This window comes from Halovulum marinum (assembly GCF_009697225.1).
GTDB lineage: Bacteria > Pseudomonadota > Alphaproteobacteria > Rhodobacterales > Rhodobacteraceae > Halovulum > Halovulum marinum.
Map to the genome: position 1 here is coordinate 67,885 of NZ_WIND01000018.1, position 16,743 is coordinate 84,627.

Consider the following 16,743-nt stretch of genomic DNA (forward strand, 5'->3'; position numbering starts at 1 on the left):
CTATTCCGCCGCGTCGCGGCCGCCGCCGCCGGCACCGGCCGACGGCCCGGCATAGAGGCGGCCGGACTTGTACTGCGCCACCGCGAACCGGGCCAGCACGCCGATCACCGCCGCCGCCGGCACCGCGATCAGCAGCCCGGGAAAGCCCAGCAGCGCGCCGAACGCCGACAGCGCGAAGATCAGCCACACCGGGTGCAGCTTGATCTTGTCGCCCAGGATCATCGGCGTCAGCACGTTGCCCTCGATCATCTGCCCGGCGGCGAACACCGCGCCGACCGCCGCGACAAAGCCCCACGCGCCCCAGAACTGGAACAGCGCCAGGCCCAGCGACAGTACCCCGCCGAGGATCGAGCCGACGAACGGAATGAACGAGACCAGCCCCGCCAGCAGCCCGACGACGACGCCGAACTGCAACCCGATCGCCGCCAGCGCCAGCGCGTAGAACACGCCCAGCAGCGCGCAGACCGACATCTGTCCGCGCAGGAAGCCGCCGAGCACCTCGTCCGACTCGCGCGCCAGCCGCCGCACCACCGGCGCGTGCTCGCGCGGGAGCAGGTCGTCGATCGCCGCGATCAGCCGGTCCCAGTCCATCAACAGGTAGAAGGCGACCACCGGGGACAGCACCACCACCAGCACGAAGTCGACCAGCGCCAGCGACGAGCTGAGCACCGAGGTCAGCACCTTCAGCCCGCCGGCGCGCAGCGAATCCTCCATCCCCGCCAGGCCGCGGCGCACCGCCGAGCCCTCGGCGAACAGGTTCGGGTAGCGCTGGTCGAGCTGCTCGCGCAGGTGCTGGATCAGCCCCGGCAGCGCGTCGACCAGCGCGGTCACCTGGCCGGCCAGGAACGGCACCACGACCAGCGCCAGCAGCACCAGCAGCAACACCGCGGCGGCGGTGATCAGCGCCGTCGCGGCGGTGCGCGGCACGCCGGCGGCGACCAGCCGCCGCGCCAGCGGGTTCAGCAGATAGGCAATGGCGGCGCCGATGATGAACGGCAGCAGCGTGTTCCCCATCAGCCACAGGAAGGCGATGAACACCGCCGCCGCGATGCCCCAGTAGCGGACCTGTTGCTGCGGGCTGAGTGCCACCTGCGCCCCTTTTCCCTGATGCCTGCGGAAGATGCGCCCACTCTTGGGGCAGCGCGCCGCGGATGGCAAGCTCAGACGAACTGTTCGCGGATCAGCCGCTCCTCCAGCCCGTGGCCGGGATCGAACAGGATGCGGTGGGTGATCGCCGGCTCGGTGCGGATGTCGACGGCGACCACGTCGCGCACCTCCAGCCCGTCGGCGGCGGCCAGCACCGGGCGCTTGTCCTCCTCCAGCACCTCGAAGCGGACCCGGGCGCGGCCGGGCAGCAGCGCGCCGCGCCAGCGCCGGGGCCGGAACGCGGCCATCGCGGTCAGCGCCAGCACCCCGGCGCCGATCGGCAGGATCGGCCCGTGCGCCGAATAGTTGTAGGCGGTCGAGCCGGCCGGGGTGGACAGCAGCGCGCCGTCGCAGACCAGCTCCTCCATCCGCACCTGGCCGTCGACGACGATCCGCAGCCGCGCCGCCTGCGGCCCGGCGCGCAGCAGGCTGACCTCGTTGATCGCCAGCGCCTCCTGCACCCGGCCCCACAGCGTGGTGGCGGTCATGTGCAGCGGGTGCAGCTGCGCCAGCTCGGCCTGGGCCAGCCGCTCGGGCAGCCCGTCCTCGGCGTAGGCGTTCATCAGGAAGCCGACGGTGCCGCGGTTCATGCCGTAGACCGGCACCTCCAGCGGCTGGGTGTCGTGCAGCGTGGTCAGCACGAAGCCGTCGCCGCCCAGCGCGACGATCACGTCGGCGTCCTCGGCCGGGCAGTCGCCATAGCGTTCGGCCAGCCGCGCCCGCGCCCGCTGCGCCGACGCGGCCGACGAGGCGGTGAAGCAGATCCTGTCAAAGGCCAATGTCGTCCTGCCCCTCCCGTCGGCGCGGATTGCGGCCATCATCGGGGGCGCGGCGGCGGCTGGCAAGGCCGATCCCGGCGCCGATGCGCGGCGCCTGTTGCCGATCGGCGACGCCGCGGTTGCCGCCAGGCGCCGCGAGATGTCGCTATCGGGCTTTATGGCCCGCCGCAATTGGCGTAATGAGCGCCAACCGCAACCATCCGGGGATCCCTGAGAGATGAAGGACATTGTGCGCGACGACGGCTTCTTCACCGAGGCGCTTGCCAGCCGCGACCCCGAGCTTTCCGCCGCCATCACCGACGAGCTGACCCGCCAGCGCGACGAGATCGAACTGATCGCCTCCGAGAACATCGTCTCGGCCGCGGTGATGGAGGCGCAGGGCTCGGTGCTGACCAACAAGTACGCCGAGGGCTACCCCGGACGCCGCTACTACGGCGGCTGCCAGCATGTCGACGTCGCCGAGACCCTGGCGATCGAGCGCGCCTGCAAGCTGTTCGACGCGCGCTTCGCCAACGTGCAGCCGAACTCGGGCAGCCAGGCCAACCAGGCGGTGTTCCTGGCATTGCTGCAGCCCGGCGACACCTACCTAGCGATGGACCTGGCGTCGGGCGGGCACCTGACCCACGGCGCGCCGCCGAACATGTCGGGCAAGTGGTTCAACGCGATCCACTACGGCGTGCGCGAGGACACGCTGGATATCGACTACGACCAGCTGGAAGCCCTGGCGCTGGAGCACAGGCCCAGGCTGATCCTGGCCGGCGGCTCGGCGATTCCGCGGATCATCGACATGAAACGCTTCCGCGCGGTGGCCGACAAGGTCGGCGCCTATCTGATGGCGGACATGGCGCATTTCGCCGGGCTGATCGCCGGCGGCGTCTATCCGAACCAGATGGAAGACGTGCATGTGCTGACCTCGACCACGCACAAGACCCTGCGCGGCCCACGCGGCGGGCTGGTGCTGACCAACGACGAGGCGATCGCGAAGAAGATCAACTCGGCGGTGTTTCCCGGCCTGCAGGGCGGGCCGCTGATGCACGTCATCGCCGGCAAGGCCGCCGCCTTCGGCGAGGCGCTGCGCCCCGAGTTCGCCGACTACCAGAAGCAGGTGGTCAGGAACGCCCAGGTGCTGGCGCAGACGCTGATCGACGGCGGGCTGGCGATCACCACCGGCGGGACCGACACCCACGTCATGCTGGTCGACCTGCGCCCCAAGGGCGTGAAGGGCAACGAGACCGAGAAGGCGCTGGGCCGCGCGCACATCACCTGCAACAAGAACGGCATCCCGTTCGACACCGAGAAGTTCACCGTGACCAGCGGCATCCGCCTCGGCACCCCGGCGGGCACCACCCGCGGCTTCGGGACCGAGGAGTTCCGCCGGATCGGCCAGCTGATCGTCGAGGTCGTGGACGGGCTGGCCGCCAACGGCGTCGAGGGCAACGCGGACGTCGAGGAGCGGGTGAAGGCCAAGGTCAAGACGCTGTGTGACGCGTTCCCGATCTACCAGGGGCTCTGAGCCCCATCCGGCCGGGCGGGACGCGTTCCGCCCGGCCGCTGCCCCGGGCCCGTTCCCGGCACCGACCCCCGTGATCCGGCCGGTCTAGCAGTCCCAGTGGTAGATCCTGCCGCCGTCCCGCAGCCAGTCGGCGGCGCGCGGCCAGACGATCATGGTGAGATTCGCGCTTTGCACGGGGCGCGGCGGCGGCCGCCGCCGCGCCGGGCTCAGCGGTTCAGCGCGGTGATCTGGCGCTGGACCCAGCTCGGGCGGGCGCTGGGGATCAGCACCGAATAGTCGCCCTCCTCCACCGCCGCGCGCATCGTGGCGCGGTACAGCTCCTGCGTCGCGGCGGCGCTGTCGCGCGACAGCTGCGCCCCGTCCAACACCCGGCCGGCGCGCAGGCGGAAGCTGTGGTCGCCCTTGTTGATCACCTCGTGGAACAGGGTGACGTCGCGCAGCGTCGGGTGGATCGCGTCGAACAGGTAGAACAGCACCGAGTTGCGCGCGGTGATGTGGATCGGCACCACCGGCAGCTGGTACTTGCGCGCCAGCATCGCCGCCGAGGGCATCCACGGCCGCTCGTACAGTTTCAGCCCGCGGCGCTTGGCCAGCCGCCCGGACGGGAACAGCACCGCCAGCCGGCCCTGCTTGAACGCCTGCGCGGCGTAGGTCAGCGTCTCGCGGTTCGAGCCGTGGCTGCGCTTTTCCGGGCGCCATTCCACCGGCGCGATGATCTCGTGGGTCTGCGGCATCACCCGGATCGCATCGCGGTTGGCGAAGAAGAACAGGTCCGGGCGGCGCTGGCGCAGCACCGACCACAGGATGATGCCGTCGGCGATCCCGGTGGGGTGGTTGCAGACCACCATCGCCGGCCCCTGTGCCGGGATCCGGTCCAGCCCCGAGATCTCGACGTTGTGGGCGATCATCGCCGACAGCGCGTCCATCAGTTCGGGTGCGGGCAGGTGCTGCAACCGTTCGCCGATGCTGACGGTCAGGTCGTAGCCGAGCATCAGGTGCAGCAGTCCGCGGATCGTGCGGATGTGCATCCCCTTGCGGTACAGCCACGGCGCACGCTCTTCGATCAGGGGGTCGACACGCTCTTTCATCGCCAGGTCCCAAAACTGAGGCACGTCACAGGGTATATGGACCCGGCACGCGACTTGTCACCCCCGGGGCATCGCGAGGTATTTTAGCAAACCGCTGCGCGCGCCAAAACCCCCACGACCGAACGCCGCGCGGCGGGCAGGATCAGGCCGGCGCCGCGCGGCCGGCGGCGGCGGGTGCGGCACCACCGACGGCGCCGAAGGCGAGATCGCAGTAGATCCGCTCGATCCGTTCGGGCGGCAGCCGGCCGCCGGCCCGGTACCAGGTGGTGATCCCGGTCAGCATCGCGATCAGCGCCAGGCTGGCGACGCGCGGATCCGCGACCCGGAACACCCCGGCGGCGACGCCGTCGTGCAGGATGTCCTCGACCACCTGCTCGTAGAGCCGGCGCAGCCGCTCGACCCGCAGGAAGTTCTCGTCGCTGAGGTTGCGCAGCTCCATGTACGAGATGAACACCTTGTCGACGCGCCGCAGGTGGTGGCGGATGTGGAACCGCACGAAGGTCTCCAGCCGCGTCGCCGGGTCGGCCTCGTCGCGCCGCGCCGCGTCCCAGGCCGCCAGCAGCTCCTCCATGTGCTCGATCAGCAGGTCGGCCAGCAGGCTTTGCTTGTCCGAGGTATAAAGGTAAAGTGCCCCGGCCTGGACGCCCACTTCCTGTGCGATCTGGCGCATCGAGACCGCGGCATAGCCGTGCTCCGCGAACAGCCGCTGCGCCGCGGCCCGTATCTCGCGTGCGGTGCGCTCACCGCTGGAACCTGTGCGCCGTGCCATGACAATCACGTTACTGAACGCTTGTTCAATTGGCAAGCCGCCCTCCGCATCGCCCTGTGTCAAAAGGGAAAACCCGCATTCACGCCCGCGTGAGCGGGTCTTTCAGGGGCCTTGGCCGGCGCGGCGGTCTGTCGCATGCTCCGCTGGGGAATATCGCCCAAACACATTTGACCGGAGTTCGCTGATGCAGACCAAACGGATCCTTCCCGCCGTCATTGTCGCCGCCCTTCTGGGTTCCGCCAGCATGCTGCCTGCGGACGAGCACGATCCCGTCGAACAGCGCGAAGCCGCGATGAGGACGTTCGGCAAGTCCGCCAAGGCCATCGGCGACATGCTGAAAGGCGAGACCGAGCTGGACGCCGGAGCCGCCAACGCGGCGATGGCCGAGATGCAGGCCGCCGCCGAGGGCCTGGGCGAGCTGTTCCCCGAGGGCACCGCCGGCGCCGGCGAGAACGAATTCGCCGCCGGCGAGAAGATCTGGACCGACCGCGCCGGGTTCGAGGCCACGCTGGCCGCGCTGCAGGAGGACATCGCCGCCGGGGTCGCGGCCAACCCGCAGAGCAAGGAAGAGATCGCCGCCGCGTTCGGCGCGATCGCCGAGAACTGCCAGACCTGCCACGAGACCTACCGCATCAAGAAGTAACGCCCCGCCATGCGCCGCACGATCGCGGTCCTGGCCGGGCTGGCGGTGCTTGGCGCCGCCGGCTTCTGGTGGCTGACCCGCCCGGCGCGGGTCAGCGCCGCCGCCCTGCCCGCCCACCAGGCCGACGCCGAGGCCGGCCGGCTGGTGTTCACCGCCGGCGGCTGCACCTCGTGTCATGCCGCGCCGGGGGCCGAGGGCGACGCCAGGCTGGTGCTGTCCGGCGGGCTGCGCCTGGACAGCGACTTCGGCACCTTCCTGGCGCCGAACATCTCGCCGCACCCCGAGGCCGGCATCGGCGGCTGGACCGAGGCGCAGTTCGTCACCGCGATGCGCCACGGCACCGCGCCCGACGGGCGGCACTACTACCCGGCGTTTCCCTACACCAGCTACGCGCGGATGACCGACGCCGACCTGCTGGACCTGTTCGCGTACCTGCGCACGCTGCCGCCGTCGAACGTCGCCAGCCAGCCGCACGAGCTGGCGTTCCCGTTCACCGTCAGCCGCGGCATCGGGCTGTGGAAGATGCTGTACCTGGATCCCGCCCCGGTTCTGGCCGATCTCGCGGATCCGCAGCTCGAGCGCGGCCGCTACCTGGTCGAAGGACCGGGCCACTGCGGCGAGTGCCACACCCCGCGCAACGCCCTCGGCGGGCTGCGGCGCGACGCCTGGCTGGCCGGCGGGCCGAACCCGGACGGCAAGGGCAGGATCCCGAACCTCACCCCCGCCGGGCTGGACTGGTCGGCCGGCGACATCGCCTATTACCTGGAAAGCGGCTTCACCCCCGAATTCGACAGCGCCGGCGGCGCCATGGTCGAGGTGATCCGCAACACCGCGCTGCTGCCGGCCGAGGACCGCGCGGCGATCGCCGCCTATCTGAAGGCGGTGCCGCCGGTCGCCCCGGACGGCTAGGGGGCGGCGAGGGGCCGCCGCCCCCCGCGTTCACTCGCCGATCGCGAAGCTCATGGTGACGGTGGCGGTGACCTTCACCTCGCCCTCGGCCACCGGCACCGCGCCGCGCATCATGTCCGCTTCCATCGCCATCATCGGCATCGGACCGTCCTGCATCACCGGCTCGGAGATCGCCCGCACCGGGCCCAGAACCACGCCCGCCGCCTCGGCGTAAAGCTCGGCCTTGCGCATCGCGTCGGCCACCGCCTCGCGCCGGGCGGCGTCAAGGGCCTCGGCCGGATCCTGCAGGCCGAAGCTGAGCCCGCCCAGCGTGTTCGCGCCGTCGCTGACCACCGCGTCCAGCACGCCGCCGAGGCTGTCGAGCTGGCGGATGGTGACGCTGACCGTGTGGTTGGCGACGAAACCGACGATCGGCGGCTCGTCCAGGCCGCCGCCGTTCTGGCTGCGGCGGTCGTCGCGGCGCGGATAGAGCGACAGGTTGCCGGTCTGCATGTCGGCCTCGGCCACGCCCTGCTCGGCCAGCCGGGCCAGCACCGCGGCGGTGGCCTCGGAGTTCGCGTCCAGCGCCGCCGCGGCGGTCCCGGACTCGGTGGTGACGCCGATCTGCACCTGCGCCATGTCGGGCGCGGCGGCGACCTCGCCCTCGCCGGTGACCTGGATCCGCGGCGGCGGCGGCTCCTGCGCCAGGGCAGGCAGGCTGAACGCCAGCAGGGCGAGCGGGATGAGGGAGCGCATCATCAGGGTCCTCTTGCTGTCCGCGCCCGGGTTGGCGGGCGGGAAAGTGGTGTCCGGGCGTGACCGGCCGCCGGCCGGCGGCGGCGGCCGGCCCCGGCGCGAAACCGGCAACTGTCGTGGGTTCGCAGGTCTCGACGGCCCGCCACGCCCGCGGGCAATCTCCCGCGCGGCGACGGTATCGGGCTTCGCGCGGGCCGGCAACAGCGCCCGCGGCGGCGTCGGCGGCGCGGCGAAAACGCACCTTCGGCACGGTTTCGGACCAAAGCCCGTTTCCAGCGCGCGCCGCGGCGGCGATAACGGCGGGATGGTCCCGACCGTCCGCCTTGCCGAACCCTGGCGCGGAATGCCGCTGGCCGCCAGGTTCGCGCTGGCGGGCGGCGTGGTGCTGACGCTGGCCGCGCTGGCGGTCGGCGCGGTGGTCACCGACCGGATCGAGCGGAGCGTGGTGCGCAACACCGCGCGCACCACGGCAGAGTACATGGACGCCTTCATCTCGCCGATCAGCCAGCAGCTGGCGGTGCACGAGACGCTGTCGCCGGGCGCCCGCCGCGCGCTGGACGAGGTGTTCACCGGCACACCGCTGGCCGACCGCATCGTGTCGTACAAGATCTGGCGCCCGGACGGGCAGGTGATCCAGGCGTCGGACCCGGATCTGATCGGCCGCCGCTTCGCGCCCAGCGCCGGCCTGCAGCGCGCCGCCACCGGCGAGGTGGTGGGCGAGTTCGAGCAGCTCGACGGCGAGGCCGAGGCCGAGGCCGCGCTGGGGCTGCCGCTGCTCGAGATCTACAGCCCGATCCGCGAGGTCTGGTCGGGCGAGGTGATCGCCGTGGCCGAATTCTACGAGGTCAACGAACGGCTGAAGGCCGATCTGGCGACGGCGCGGCTGATGACCTGGCTGACGGTGGCCGCCGTGGGCGCCGGCCTTGGCGGCGTGCTCTACCTGATCGTGCTTGGCGGCAGCCGCACCATCGAGGCGCAGCGGCGGGACCTGGACGTGCGGCTGCGCGAGCTGCGCACGCTGTCGGCGCGCAACCTGCAGCTGGCGCGCCGGGTGCGGCATGCGGCGGGCCGCGCCGCCGCCGGCACCGAGCAGTCGCTGCGCCGGATCGGCGCCGACCTGCACGACGGCCCGGCGCAATACCTGGCGTTCGCCGCGCTGCGGCTGGACGATCTGCGCGAGGCGCTGCCCGACGCCGCCGCCCGCGACGAGCTGGACGGCGTGAAGGACGCGATCGACCGGGCGATGGCCGAGGTGCGCGAGATCTCGCGCGGGCTGATCCTGCCCGACATCGCCGGCCTGCCGCCCGGTCGGATCGCCGCCATGGCGGTCGAGGCGCACCGCTCGCGCACCGGCGAGACGGTGCGGACCCGGTGCGATTGCGCCGAAGCGCCCGAGATCGGCCAGGCGGCGCGGATCTGCCTCTACCGCTTCGTGCAGGAGGGGCTGAACAACGCCAGCCGCCATGCCGGCGGCGGCAGCACCGTGACGCTGTCCTGCGGCGACGGCGTGCTGAGCCTGACCGTTGCCGACACCGGCCCCGGCTTCGGATCCGAGCCGCGCTACGGCATGGGCCTGACCGGGCTGCGCGACCGGGTCGAAAGCCTGGGCGGCCAGTTCGCCGTCGCCACGCTGCCGGACGGCGGCGGCGCGATCCGCATGACCCTCGAACCCGGAGTGTCCTGATGACCGAGACCCGCGTGGTGATCGCCGACGACCACCCCCTGTACCGCGAGGGCGTCGCCCGCAGCCTGGAGCAGAGCGGCCGCTACCGCGTCGTCGGCCAGGCCGCCTGCGGCCGCGACGCGGTCGAGATGGTCGAGGCGCTGCGCCCGCAACTGGTGCTGCTGGACCTGTCGATGCCCGACGGCGGGCACTGGGCGCTGACCCGCATCGCCGGCGCACCGGAGGCGCCGCTGGTGGCGATGCTGACGGTATCCGAGGACGACGACGCGGTGCTGGCGGCGCTGGGCGCGGGCGCGGCGGGCTATATCCTGAAGGGTGTCGGCTCGCGCGAGCTGGTGCGCATCCTCGACGATCTGACGGCCGGCCGCAGCTATGTCGCGCCGTCGCTGGCGGCCAAGGTGCTGACGCGGATGAACGCGCCGCGCCGCGGCCCGGCGCAGGCCTCGCCGCTGGACACGCTGACCCGCCGCGAGGAGGACATCCTGCGCCTGGTCGCCGAGGGCAAGAGCAACAGGGAGGTCGGTCTTGCGCTCGACCTGAGGGAAAAGACCGTGAAGCACTACATGACCACGATCCTGCAGAAGCTTCAGGTCAGGAACCGTACCGAGGCGGCGCTGCTGGCGCAGACCCACTGGCACGGTTCCTGATCCGGCTCAGCGCACCGCGCCGAACAGCCGGTCGCGGTCGGCCGGGCGCACCGGACGCTCGACGACAGTGCGGTTGAGCGCGTCCTTCAGCTCGTAGCGGCCGCCCTCGATCTCTTCCTTCCAGCCGTCGGTGTAGGTGATCTCGATGTTCCCGCCCGAGACCTCCAGCTTGGCGACGATGCCGCCGCCGTCGCGGGTGCCGTGCGGCCGCTCGCCGTCGACCGATCCGCCGGCCAGCCCGAACAGCGCCAGATCCGCGGCGGTCGCCGGGCGCTCCTCGATGGTGCGGCCGGTGGCGTCCTTGCGCTCGAAAATGCCGTTCTCGATCTCGATCTTGGTGCCGTCGCTCAGCCGCAGCTGCAGCCCGTCGTCGTCATTGTCGTCGCGCGCCTCGTCTTCGCGGTCATCATCATCGTCGTCATCGTCGTCATCGTCATCGCCGTCGTTGTCATCGTCGTTGTCATCGTCGTCGTCATCGCTGTCGTCATCATCATCATCATCGTCGTCGTCGTCATCGCTGTCGTCATCGCTGTCGTCGTCGTCGTCGCCGTCATCGCTGTCGTCGTCGTCGTCGCCGTCATCGCTGTCGTCGTCGTCGTCGCCGCCGTCGTCGTCGTCGCCGTCATCGTCGTCGTCGCCGCCTTTCGCCAGCGCGAAGCCGGGCTTCAGACGCAGCCAGCCGTCGCCGTCATCGACGGGCAGCGAGTAGGGCAGCGCGGCGAGCAGGGTCGCGAGCGTCAGACAGGTGCCGCTGCGCAGCGCAGCTTTCACTGAAAGGGGGATCATCGGTCGTCTCCTTGTCTGGTGGTGCGGTCGAGCGGCATCGCGCCGCCGGTGGGCTCAGACAACCACGGATCCCGCGACCGCGGACCGGACCAAGGTCCGGCGATCGCCGGGACTTCCGCCCGCCCGGTCCGGAACCCCGCTTGTCGATACCGGCCCGCAGGCTAGCTGTCGGACACGAGGCATCACCAAGGTCTGAACCGGAGGAGCTTGCATGCCGGTCGAGTTCAATCACACGCTGGTCTGGGCAAGCGACCCGGCCGGTTCGGCAACCTTCCTGTCCCAGATCCTGGGGCTGCCGGAGCCACGGCGCTGGGGTCCGTTCCACATCGTCGAGACCGCCAACGGGGTGAACGTGGATTACGCCCGGCGCAGCGGCGCGGTGCATGGGCAGCACTATGCCTATCTGGTCAGCGAGGCGGACTTCGACGCGATCCAGGACAGGATCCGCGCCCGCGGCCTGCCGTTCTGGGCCGACCCCGAACACAAGCTTGCCGGCGAGATCAACCGCCACGACGGCGGTCGCGGGCTGTATTTCGACGATCCCGACGGCCACAATCTGGAGGTGATCACCCGGCCCTACGGCAGCGGCGGGTGGGACCCCTAGGGCGCCGCGCAGGCGACGGTCGTCCGGCGGGCGTGTCAGTCACCGGCCAGACCGACGGGCGCCTGCCCCCGGGCCCGCTGGCCCGGCGCCCGCCGAACCCGCGCGTCGTCGGCGCGCGTTGCGGAGCCGACCAGCGGCGCATCGCCTGCGTGTTCCGCCACCTGCACGCCGAGGCGGTCGTTTGACGGCCCGGCTGCCGAGGCGCAAACTTCCGGCACACCGCCCCCGGGCAAAGGCCGTCGCCGCGGCCGTCGCCACGCCGACTGGCTGCTCCTGCGGCGGGCGGGATGACGCCGGGCCCGGCGGGCGGGCCCTGGCGGCTTTCCCGAAGGTCCGGAGTCACGCGGCCAGCAGGTCCGGCGTCGCGACGACCTCACGCCCGAGGGCCTGCAGGTGGCCGTAAAATAGCGGCGCCTGAAGCTCGGGCGGACGGGGTCGGGCGCGGGATCGCCTGACGCAGGTGCGTGACGGCGCATCCTGGTTAGGGCCCGGGCCGCGGACCGTCTAGCGCGCCGCGCCTTCCGCCGGGCCGCGGCGGTCGGCGCCGGTCCTCGCCAGGCCGAGGATCCAGTTCCGGAACGCCTCGACTTCGCTGCGCGCGCCGACATCGTCGCGGGCGACGAGGTAGTACGCCTCCCGCATCGGCAGGCGGTACTCGAACGGCGACACCAGCACCCTGCGGTCGATGAACGGGCGGGCGAAGCTTTCGTGGATCAGCGCCGCCCCGAAACCCGCCGCTACCGTCTGCAGCGCGATCAGCGAGGAGTCCGCCTTCATCCACACCGGCGGCGCCGGAAAGTCGAGCCCGAAGCTGTGCGACAGCCGGCTCCACTCGACCTCCGAGCCGAGCACCGGAACGATGCCCGCCGCCAGCACCTCCTGGATCCGCGGCGCCGGACCGAAGCACCGCGCATGGTCGGGGTGGCAGACGACGGTGGCGATCTCGTGGCCGAGCTGCCAGATGCCCTGTTCCTGCCAGCGGCCCGACCCGTGGCGGATGTCCAGATCGATCGCCTCGTCATCCATCCGGTCCGACCAGACCGCCGTCGACAGGCAGATCTCGATATCCGGGTGCCGATCGCGGAATTCCTTCAGCCGCGGCGCGAGGATCAGCGTGGCATAGCTGATCGAGGCGCGGACCCGCACCCTGCGCGTGCGCCGTACGGTGAACAGCCCCTCGGTTGCGTCCTGCATCTCGGTGAAGGACTTGCGGATCGGCACGGCATAGGCCTGGCCGATGTCGGTCAGCGCCACCCCGCGCGGCAACCGCTGGAACAGCTGGATGCCGAGATGATGCTCGAGCAGGCGGATCTGCTGGCTGACCGCCGCCGGCGTCAGGTTCAGCTCGGCCGCGGCGTCGGAAAAGCTTCGGTGGCGCGCGGCGGCCTCGAAGGCGCGAAGCCATGTAACATGGGGCAGTCGGATGGGACACCTGTACAGTCTGCGCGCCGGGCGACGGGGCCGGTTGCCGGATCTCGGCCGACATTAAGGCGCAGGCGGTTCGCGAGCGTCAAACTGAATCGCCCCTATGCGCCAAAAGCGGTTGCTTGCACGGGCGGGTGCCGGTGCGATGACATCGAGGTGCAACCACACAGTGCGCCGCGGAGCCTGCCTTGCCATGACGGACACAGTCTACGATTACATCGTCGTCGGCGCGGGCTCGGCCGGCTGCGCGCTTGTCGAGCGTCTGACCCGCGACAGCGCCGTCCGCGTGCTGCTGATCGAGGCCGGCGGCTCGGACCGGCGGTTCTGGATCAAGGTGCCGATCGGCTACGGCGTGACCTTCGCCGACCCGCGGCTGAACTGGGGCTATCATGCCGAGCCGGATGCGGGGCTGAACGGCCGCCGGGTGTACTGGCCGCGCGGCCGGGTGATCGGCGGCTCGAGCTCGATCAACGCCATGGCCTACATGCGCGGCCTGCCGCAGGATTTCGACGACTGGCAGGCCGCGGGCGCCGAGGGCTGGTCCTGGCAGGCCGTCCGCCCCGCCTTCGAGCGGATGGAACGGCATCTCGAGCGCGACGCGCAGGGCAAGCCCTGCCAGCGCGGCGACGGGTTGTTGTGCATCAGCGACCTGCGCGCGCAGATGAACCCGTTCTCCGAGCGGTTCCTCGCCGCCGCGCACGAGTGCGGCTGGGCGCGCTGCGAGGATCTCAGCGCCGCGACCGGCGAGGCGGTGGGGCACTACCGCAGCACGGTGCGGCGGGGCCGGCGCTGCTCGGCGGCCGATGCCTTCCTTGCGCCGGCGCGGCGGCGGGCGAACCTGCGGGTGGTGGCGAACGCGGTGGTCGAGCGGGTCCTGCTCGACGGCCGCCGCGCCACCGGCGTGACCTACCGCGCCGGCGGCAAGACGGTGACCGCGCGCGGGGGGCGCGAGGTTATCCTCAGCGCGGGCGCGGTGAACTCGCCCAAGCTGCTGCAGCTTTCCGGCATCGGCCCGGCGGCGCTGCTGCGCCGGCACGGCCTGAAGGTGCGGCACGATCTGGCCGAGGTCGGCCAGGGCCTGCAGGACCACCTGGCGATCTCGCACGTCTTCCGGGCCACGGCCTGCACCCTGAACAACATCCTCGGCCGCAGGACGCCGCGTCTGCTGGCGGGGCTGCGCTATGCCGCCACGCGCGGCGGCCCGCTGGGCGTGCCGGTGAACCAGGTCGGCGGCTATCTGCGCTCCGATCCCGGCCGGGCGCGGCCGGACATGCAGATCTACTGCAACCCGCTGTCCTACTGGTGCTCGGCGACCGGCAGGACCGTGCTCGACCGCGAGCCGGGCTACCTGCTCGGCGCGCAGCTCTGCCGCCCCGAAAGCCGGGGCGAGATCGCGATCCGGTCGGCCGATCCGGACGATCCGCCGCTGATCCGGCCCAATTCGCTGGCCACCGAACACGACCGCGACGGCGCCCGGCGCGCGCTGCGGATCATCGCCCGCCTGGCCGCCGCCCCCGCCCTGGCCGGGGTCACCCGCGAGCGGCTGGCGCCCGGTCCCGGCCTGACCGACGCCGAGGCGCTGATGGAAGATTACCGCGAGCGTGCCTCGACCGTGTTTCATCCGACCTCGACCTGCCGGATGGGGCGCGGGCCGGACTGCTCGGTGCTCGATCCGCGGCTCCGGGTGCACGGGCTTGCCGGGCTGCGGGTGGTCGACAGCTCCGCCTTTCCGGCCGTCACCTCGGGCAACACCAACGCGCCGACGATGATGCTGGCCACGCGCGCCGCCGATATGATCCTGGAAGACGCCGCGACGGGACAGCACGAAAGGACCCCCGCCCATGCGACTTGAGACCATCGAGACTTTCGTCTTCGGCAACCCGCCGCCGCGCCACGGCGGGCGCTATTTCATCCTCCTGCGGCTGACCACCGCCTGCGGCATCACCGGCGTGGGCGAGATCTACAATGCCACCTTCGGCCCCGGACTGTGCGCCGCCATGGCGGTCGAGATGTTCGAGCGCCAGTTCGCGGGCGCCGACCCGCACCAGATCGAGCGCCTGTGGCGGCAGAGCTACGGCGCCGGCTTCACCCAGCGCCCGGACGTGACGGTGATGGGCGTGCTCAGCGGGCTGGAGATGGCCTGCTGGGACATCATCGGCAAGGCGGCCGGCCAGCCGGTCTATCAGCTTCTCGGCGGCAAGGTGCACGCGCGGCTGCGCAGCTACACCTACCTCTACCCGGCCGAGGGGGACGTCTATCCGGACCCGGGCAGCCCCAGTGTCTACGACGATCCCGACCTTGCCGCCGAGGCGGCGCTGAGGGCGGTGGAGCGGGGCTTCACCGCCGTGAAGTTCGACCCGGCCGGCCCCTATTCCATCTACGGCGGCCACCAGCCGCGGATGGCCGACCTGACCCGGTCCGAGCTGTTCTGCAAGCGCCTGCGCGAGGCGGTCGGGGATCGCGCCGACCTGCTGTTCGGCACCCACGGCCAGTTCACCGTCGCGGGCGCCAAGCGCCTGGCCCGGCGGCTCGAGGCGTATGATCCGCTCTGGTTCGAGGAGCCAACGACGCCCGAGAACCCCGCCGACATGGCCGAGATCGCGCGCTTCACCTCGATCCCGGTGGCGACCGGAGAGCGGCTGTGCACCAAGCACGAGTTCGCCCGCGTGCTGGAGGCCGGGGCCGCCTCGATCCTGCAGATGAACCTCGGCCGGGTCGGCGGCATCCTCGAGGCGAAGAAGATCGCCGGGATGGCCGAGACCCGCCAGGCGCAGATCGCGCCGCATCTCTATTGCGGGCCGGTGGTGGCCGCGGCGAACATCCAGCTGGCGGCCTGCAGCCCGAACTTCCTGATCCTCGAAAGCATCGGCACCTTCGACGGCCCCTACATGTCGTGCCTGAAGACCGGGATCGCCTGGGAGGACGGTTACGTGCTGCCCCCGGAGGCGCCCGGCCTCGGGGTCGAGCTCGACGACGAGGCGATCGCGCGATCGCCCTATGCCGGCGACGCGCTGCACCTGGACATGGCGCAGACGCCCGTCATCCCCTGATCTTCCGAACCGACGGCCCTGCGCCCGGTCGGCCGGGTCCACCTCGACGGCGGAAGGGTCGCCCCCGGCACGCTCGCGCGCGGCGACATGACCGGCGCGGACCGCGGTGCCGCCAAGGCCGCGCGATCGCGGTGAAGGGCCGTGTGTCGGACCACGGCGCGGACCCTTCGGCGGCGACGGGAAGTCCGGCAACGGGCGCGCGCGCAGCATCTTCGGGCCGGAGCACTGTCAGAAGATCGGGGCCCGGCGCCCTTCGCGGCCCGACATGGCGAGCGTGACGCAGAACGGCCCGGCGGCGGCGTCCGCCGGGCAGGTGCGCATGGATGCAGGCCGGCTTGCGGCGCGCGGCCGCGCGGCCCCTGCCCGGTCAGGCGAAGGCCGCCTGCGGCATCGCGGCATCGGCGCCGTCGAAGCCCTGGCTCGCCAGCACCCGGAACGTGCTGCGCAGCGCGCCCCGGTCGGTGTAGCAGCCGCGCAGGTGGCGCCTGCCGCTGTCGGCCACATAGCCTTCGCGGCCATGCACGATGCGGTGGTTGTCGAACACCGCGCAGGTGCCCGCCTCGGCGCGGAAGCGCAGCAGGAACCGCTCCTGCTGCATCATGCGCAGGAACCCGACGAACGCGGGGTAGTAGCGGTCGAGCAACTCCTGCGGCAGGTCGATGAGGTCCTGAAGGTGCTGCGAGACAGTCACGCCGGTCACCCGGCCCTCGGGGTCGGTCTCGATCACCCGCTGGTGGGCGCGGTAGTCCCAGCGGTCGTGGCGATAGAAGAACGGGATCCGGTTGTCGGCGAGCAGGCGGAAGGCCTCGGGATCCTCCTCGTGCAGCGCGTGCGCCACCGCCGCGCCGTCGAGAAACAGCGAACGGCCGCCCTCCACGGTGTTTTCCAGAGGGTCTATTCCAGCTGAGTAGGTCTGAGAGCATGTTAAGGTGCTCTTATGGCTCAGAAAAACCGCTATCTGTTTC

Annotated in this window: 17 protein-coding genes; 9 read left to right on the forward strand and 8 right to left on the reverse strand. The window is 71.6% G+C overall.

Annotated features, from left to right (window positions below; all coding sequences use genetic code 11):
* Positions 1–1,089 (reverse strand): AI-2E family transporter, encoded by a 1,089-nt coding sequence (locus GE300_RS17510; RefSeq protein ID WP_325063299.1) that lies wholly within the window; start codon positions 1,087–1,089, stop codon positions 1–3.
* 71 nt (positions 1,090–1,160) lie between these two features.
* On the reverse strand, positions 1,161–1,925 hold the full coding sequence (locus tag GE300_RS17515; protein WP_154448447.1) for an NAD kinase: 765 nt from the start codon (positions 1,923–1,925) through the stop codon (positions 1,161–1,163).
* On the opposite strand from GE300_RS17515, the gene GE300_RS17520 reads away from it, so the two are divergent.
* Both GE300_RS17520 and glyA read left to right on the forward strand, forming a co-directional pair.
* On the forward strand, positions 1,900–2,139 hold the full coding sequence (locus GE300_RS17520) for a hypothetical protein (protein ID WP_154448449.1): 240 nt from the start codon (positions 1,900–1,902) through the stop codon (positions 2,137–2,139). The two genes, GE300_RS17515 and GE300_RS17520, sit on opposite strands and share 26 nt — an antisense overlap.
* 3 nt (positions 2,140–2,142) lie before the next feature.
* Positions 2,143–3,438, forward strand: a complete 1,296-nt coding sequence (gene glyA, locus GE300_RS17525; RefSeq protein WP_154448451.1) for a serine hydroxymethyltransferase — start codon at positions 2,143–2,145, stop codon at positions 3,436–3,438.
* A 206-nt stretch (positions 3,439–3,644) separates the two neighbouring features.
* Here glyA and GE300_RS17530 read toward each other — a convergent pair whose 3' ends face one another.
* Both GE300_RS17530 and GE300_RS17535 read right to left on the reverse strand, forming a co-directional pair.
* Positions 3,645–4,526 (reverse strand): 1-acyl-sn-glycerol-3-phosphate acyltransferase, encoded by an 882-nt coding sequence (locus tag GE300_RS17530; protein WP_154448453.1) that lies wholly within the window; start codon positions 4,524–4,526, stop codon positions 3,645–3,647.
* A 142-nt stretch (positions 4,527–4,668) separates the two neighbouring features.
* A complete protein-coding gene (locus tag GE300_RS17535) occupies positions 4,669–5,295 on the reverse strand; it encodes a TetR/AcrR family transcriptional regulator (protein WP_154448455.1) in 627 nt (208 codons plus the stop codon).
* A gap of 184 nt (positions 5,296–5,479) precedes the next feature.
* Between GE300_RS17535 and GE300_RS17540 the strand changes: the two genes are divergently transcribed.
* Both GE300_RS17540 and GE300_RS17545 read left to right on the forward strand, forming a co-directional pair.
* Positions 5,480–5,938 carry a c-type cytochrome gene (locus GE300_RS17540; RefSeq protein WP_233417146.1) on the forward strand — a complete coding sequence of 153 codons (459 nt, stop codon included), beginning with the start codon at positions 5,480–5,482 and terminating at the stop codon, positions 5,936–5,938.
* Between the two features lie 9 nt (positions 5,939–5,947).
* Entirely contained in the window at positions 5,948–6,847 is a 900-nt protein-coding gene (locus GE300_RS17545; protein ID WP_154448459.1) for a cytochrome c, read from the forward strand.
* A 30-nt stretch (positions 6,848–6,877) separates the two neighbouring features.
* On the opposite strand, the gene GE300_RS17550 is transcribed toward GE300_RS17545, so the two are convergent.
* On the reverse strand, positions 6,878–7,585 hold the full coding sequence (locus tag GE300_RS17550; RefSeq protein WP_233417147.1) for an SIMPL domain-containing protein: 708 nt from the start codon (positions 7,583–7,585) through the stop codon (positions 6,878–6,880).
* 301 nt (positions 7,586–7,886) lie between these two features.
* On the opposite strand from GE300_RS17550, the gene GE300_RS17555 reads away from it, so the two are divergent.
* Positions 7,887–9,266, forward strand: a complete 1,380-nt coding sequence (locus tag GE300_RS17555; RefSeq protein WP_154448461.1) for a sensor histidine kinase — start codon at positions 7,887–7,889, stop codon at positions 9,264–9,266.
* Positions 9,266–9,913, forward strand: coding sequence for a response regulator (locus GE300_RS17560; RefSeq protein WP_154448463.1), 648 nt, complete (start codon positions 9,266–9,268; stop codon positions 9,911–9,913). Before GE300_RS17555 ends, GE300_RS17560 begins: the two co-directional genes overlap by 1 nt.
* Before the next feature lie 6 nt (positions 9,914–9,919).
* On the opposite strand, the gene GE300_RS23240 is transcribed toward GE300_RS17560, so the two are convergent.
* Positions 9,920–10,699 carry a hypothetical protein gene (locus GE300_RS23240; protein WP_233417148.1) on the reverse strand — a complete coding sequence of 260 codons (780 nt, stop codon included), beginning with the start codon at positions 10,697–10,699 and terminating at the stop codon, positions 9,920–9,922.
* Positions 10,700–10,910: 211 nt separating this feature from the next.
* Between GE300_RS23240 and GE300_RS17570 the strand changes: the two genes are divergently transcribed.
* Positions 10,911–11,303, forward strand: a complete 393-nt coding sequence (locus tag GE300_RS17570) for a VOC family protein (RefSeq protein ID WP_154448465.1) — start codon at positions 10,911–10,913, stop codon at positions 11,301–11,303.
* Positions 11,304–11,807: 504 nt separating this feature from the next.
* On the opposite strand, the gene GE300_RS17575 is transcribed toward GE300_RS17570, so the two are convergent.
* Positions 11,808–12,743, reverse strand: a complete 936-nt coding sequence (locus tag GE300_RS17575; RefSeq protein WP_154448467.1) for a LysR family transcriptional regulator — start codon at positions 12,741–12,743, stop codon at positions 11,808–11,810.
* Positions 12,744–12,921: 178 nt separating this feature from the next.
* On the opposite strand from GE300_RS17575, the gene GE300_RS17580 reads away from it, so the two are divergent.
* Positions 12,922–14,580, forward strand: a complete 1,659-nt coding sequence (locus GE300_RS17580) for a GMC family oxidoreductase (protein WP_154448469.1) — start codon at positions 12,922–12,924, stop codon at positions 14,578–14,580.
* Positions 14,570–15,778, forward strand: coding sequence for a mandelate racemase/muconate lactonizing enzyme family protein (locus GE300_RS17585; protein ID WP_154448471.1), 1,209 nt, complete (start codon positions 14,570–14,572; stop codon positions 15,776–15,778). The genes GE300_RS17580 and GE300_RS17585 overlap by 11 nt, the downstream gene beginning before the upstream one ends.
* A 367-nt stretch (positions 15,779–16,145) precedes the next feature.
* Here GE300_RS17585 and GE300_RS17590 read toward each other — a convergent pair whose 3' ends face one another.
* Positions 16,146–16,655 (reverse strand): TauD/TfdA family dioxygenase, encoded by a 510-nt coding sequence (locus tag GE300_RS17590; RefSeq protein ID WP_325063300.1) that lies wholly within the window; start codon positions 16,653–16,655, stop codon positions 16,146–16,148.
* Positions 16,656–16,743 lie beyond the last annotated feature (88 nt).

Coding starts and splice junctions, on each gene's coding strand:
- GE300_RS17545 (WP_154448459.1), top strand. CDS start 5,948: ATGCGCCGCACGATCGCGGTCCTGGCCGGGCTGGCGGTGCTTGGCGCC.
- GE300_RS17560 (WP_154448463.1), top strand. CDS start 9,266: ATGACCGAGACCCGCGTGGTGATCGCCGACGACCACCCCCTGTACCGC.
- GE300_RS23240 (WP_233417148.1), bottom strand. CDS start 10,699: ATGATCCCCCTTTCAGTGAAAGCTGCGCTGCGCAGCGGCACCTGTCTG.
- GE300_RS17580 (WP_154448469.1), top strand. CDS start 12,922: ATGACGGACACAGTCTACGATTACATCGTCGTCGGCGCGGGCTCGGCC.
- GE300_RS17555 (WP_154448461.1), top strand. CDS start 7,887: ATGGTCCCGACCGTCCGCCTTGCCGAACCCTGGCGCGGAATGCCGCTG.
- GE300_RS17570 (WP_154448465.1), top strand. CDS start 10,911: ATGCCGGTCGAGTTCAATCACACGCTGGTCTGGGCAAGCGACCCGGCC.
- GE300_RS17550 (WP_233417147.1), bottom strand. CDS start 7,585: ATGATGCGCTCCCTCATCCCGCTCGCCCTGCTGGCGTTCAGCCTGCCT.
- GE300_RS17535 (WP_154448455.1), bottom strand. CDS start 5,295: ATGGCACGGCGCACAGGTTCCAGCGGTGAGCGCACCGCACGCGAGATA.
- glyA (WP_154448451.1), top strand. CDS start 2,143: ATGAAGGACATTGTGCGCGACGACGGCTTCTTCACCGAGGCGCTTGCC.
- GE300_RS17585 (WP_154448471.1), top strand. CDS start 14,570: ATGCGACTTGAGACCATCGAGACTTTCGTCTTCGGCAACCCGCCGCCG.
- GE300_RS17540 (WP_233417146.1), top strand. CDS start 5,480: ATGCAGACCAAACGGATCCTTCCCGCCGTCATTGTCGCCGCCCTTCTG.
- GE300_RS17530 (WP_154448453.1), bottom strand. CDS start 4,526: ATGAAAGAGCGTGTCGACCCCCTGATCGAAGAGCGTGCGCCGTGGCTG.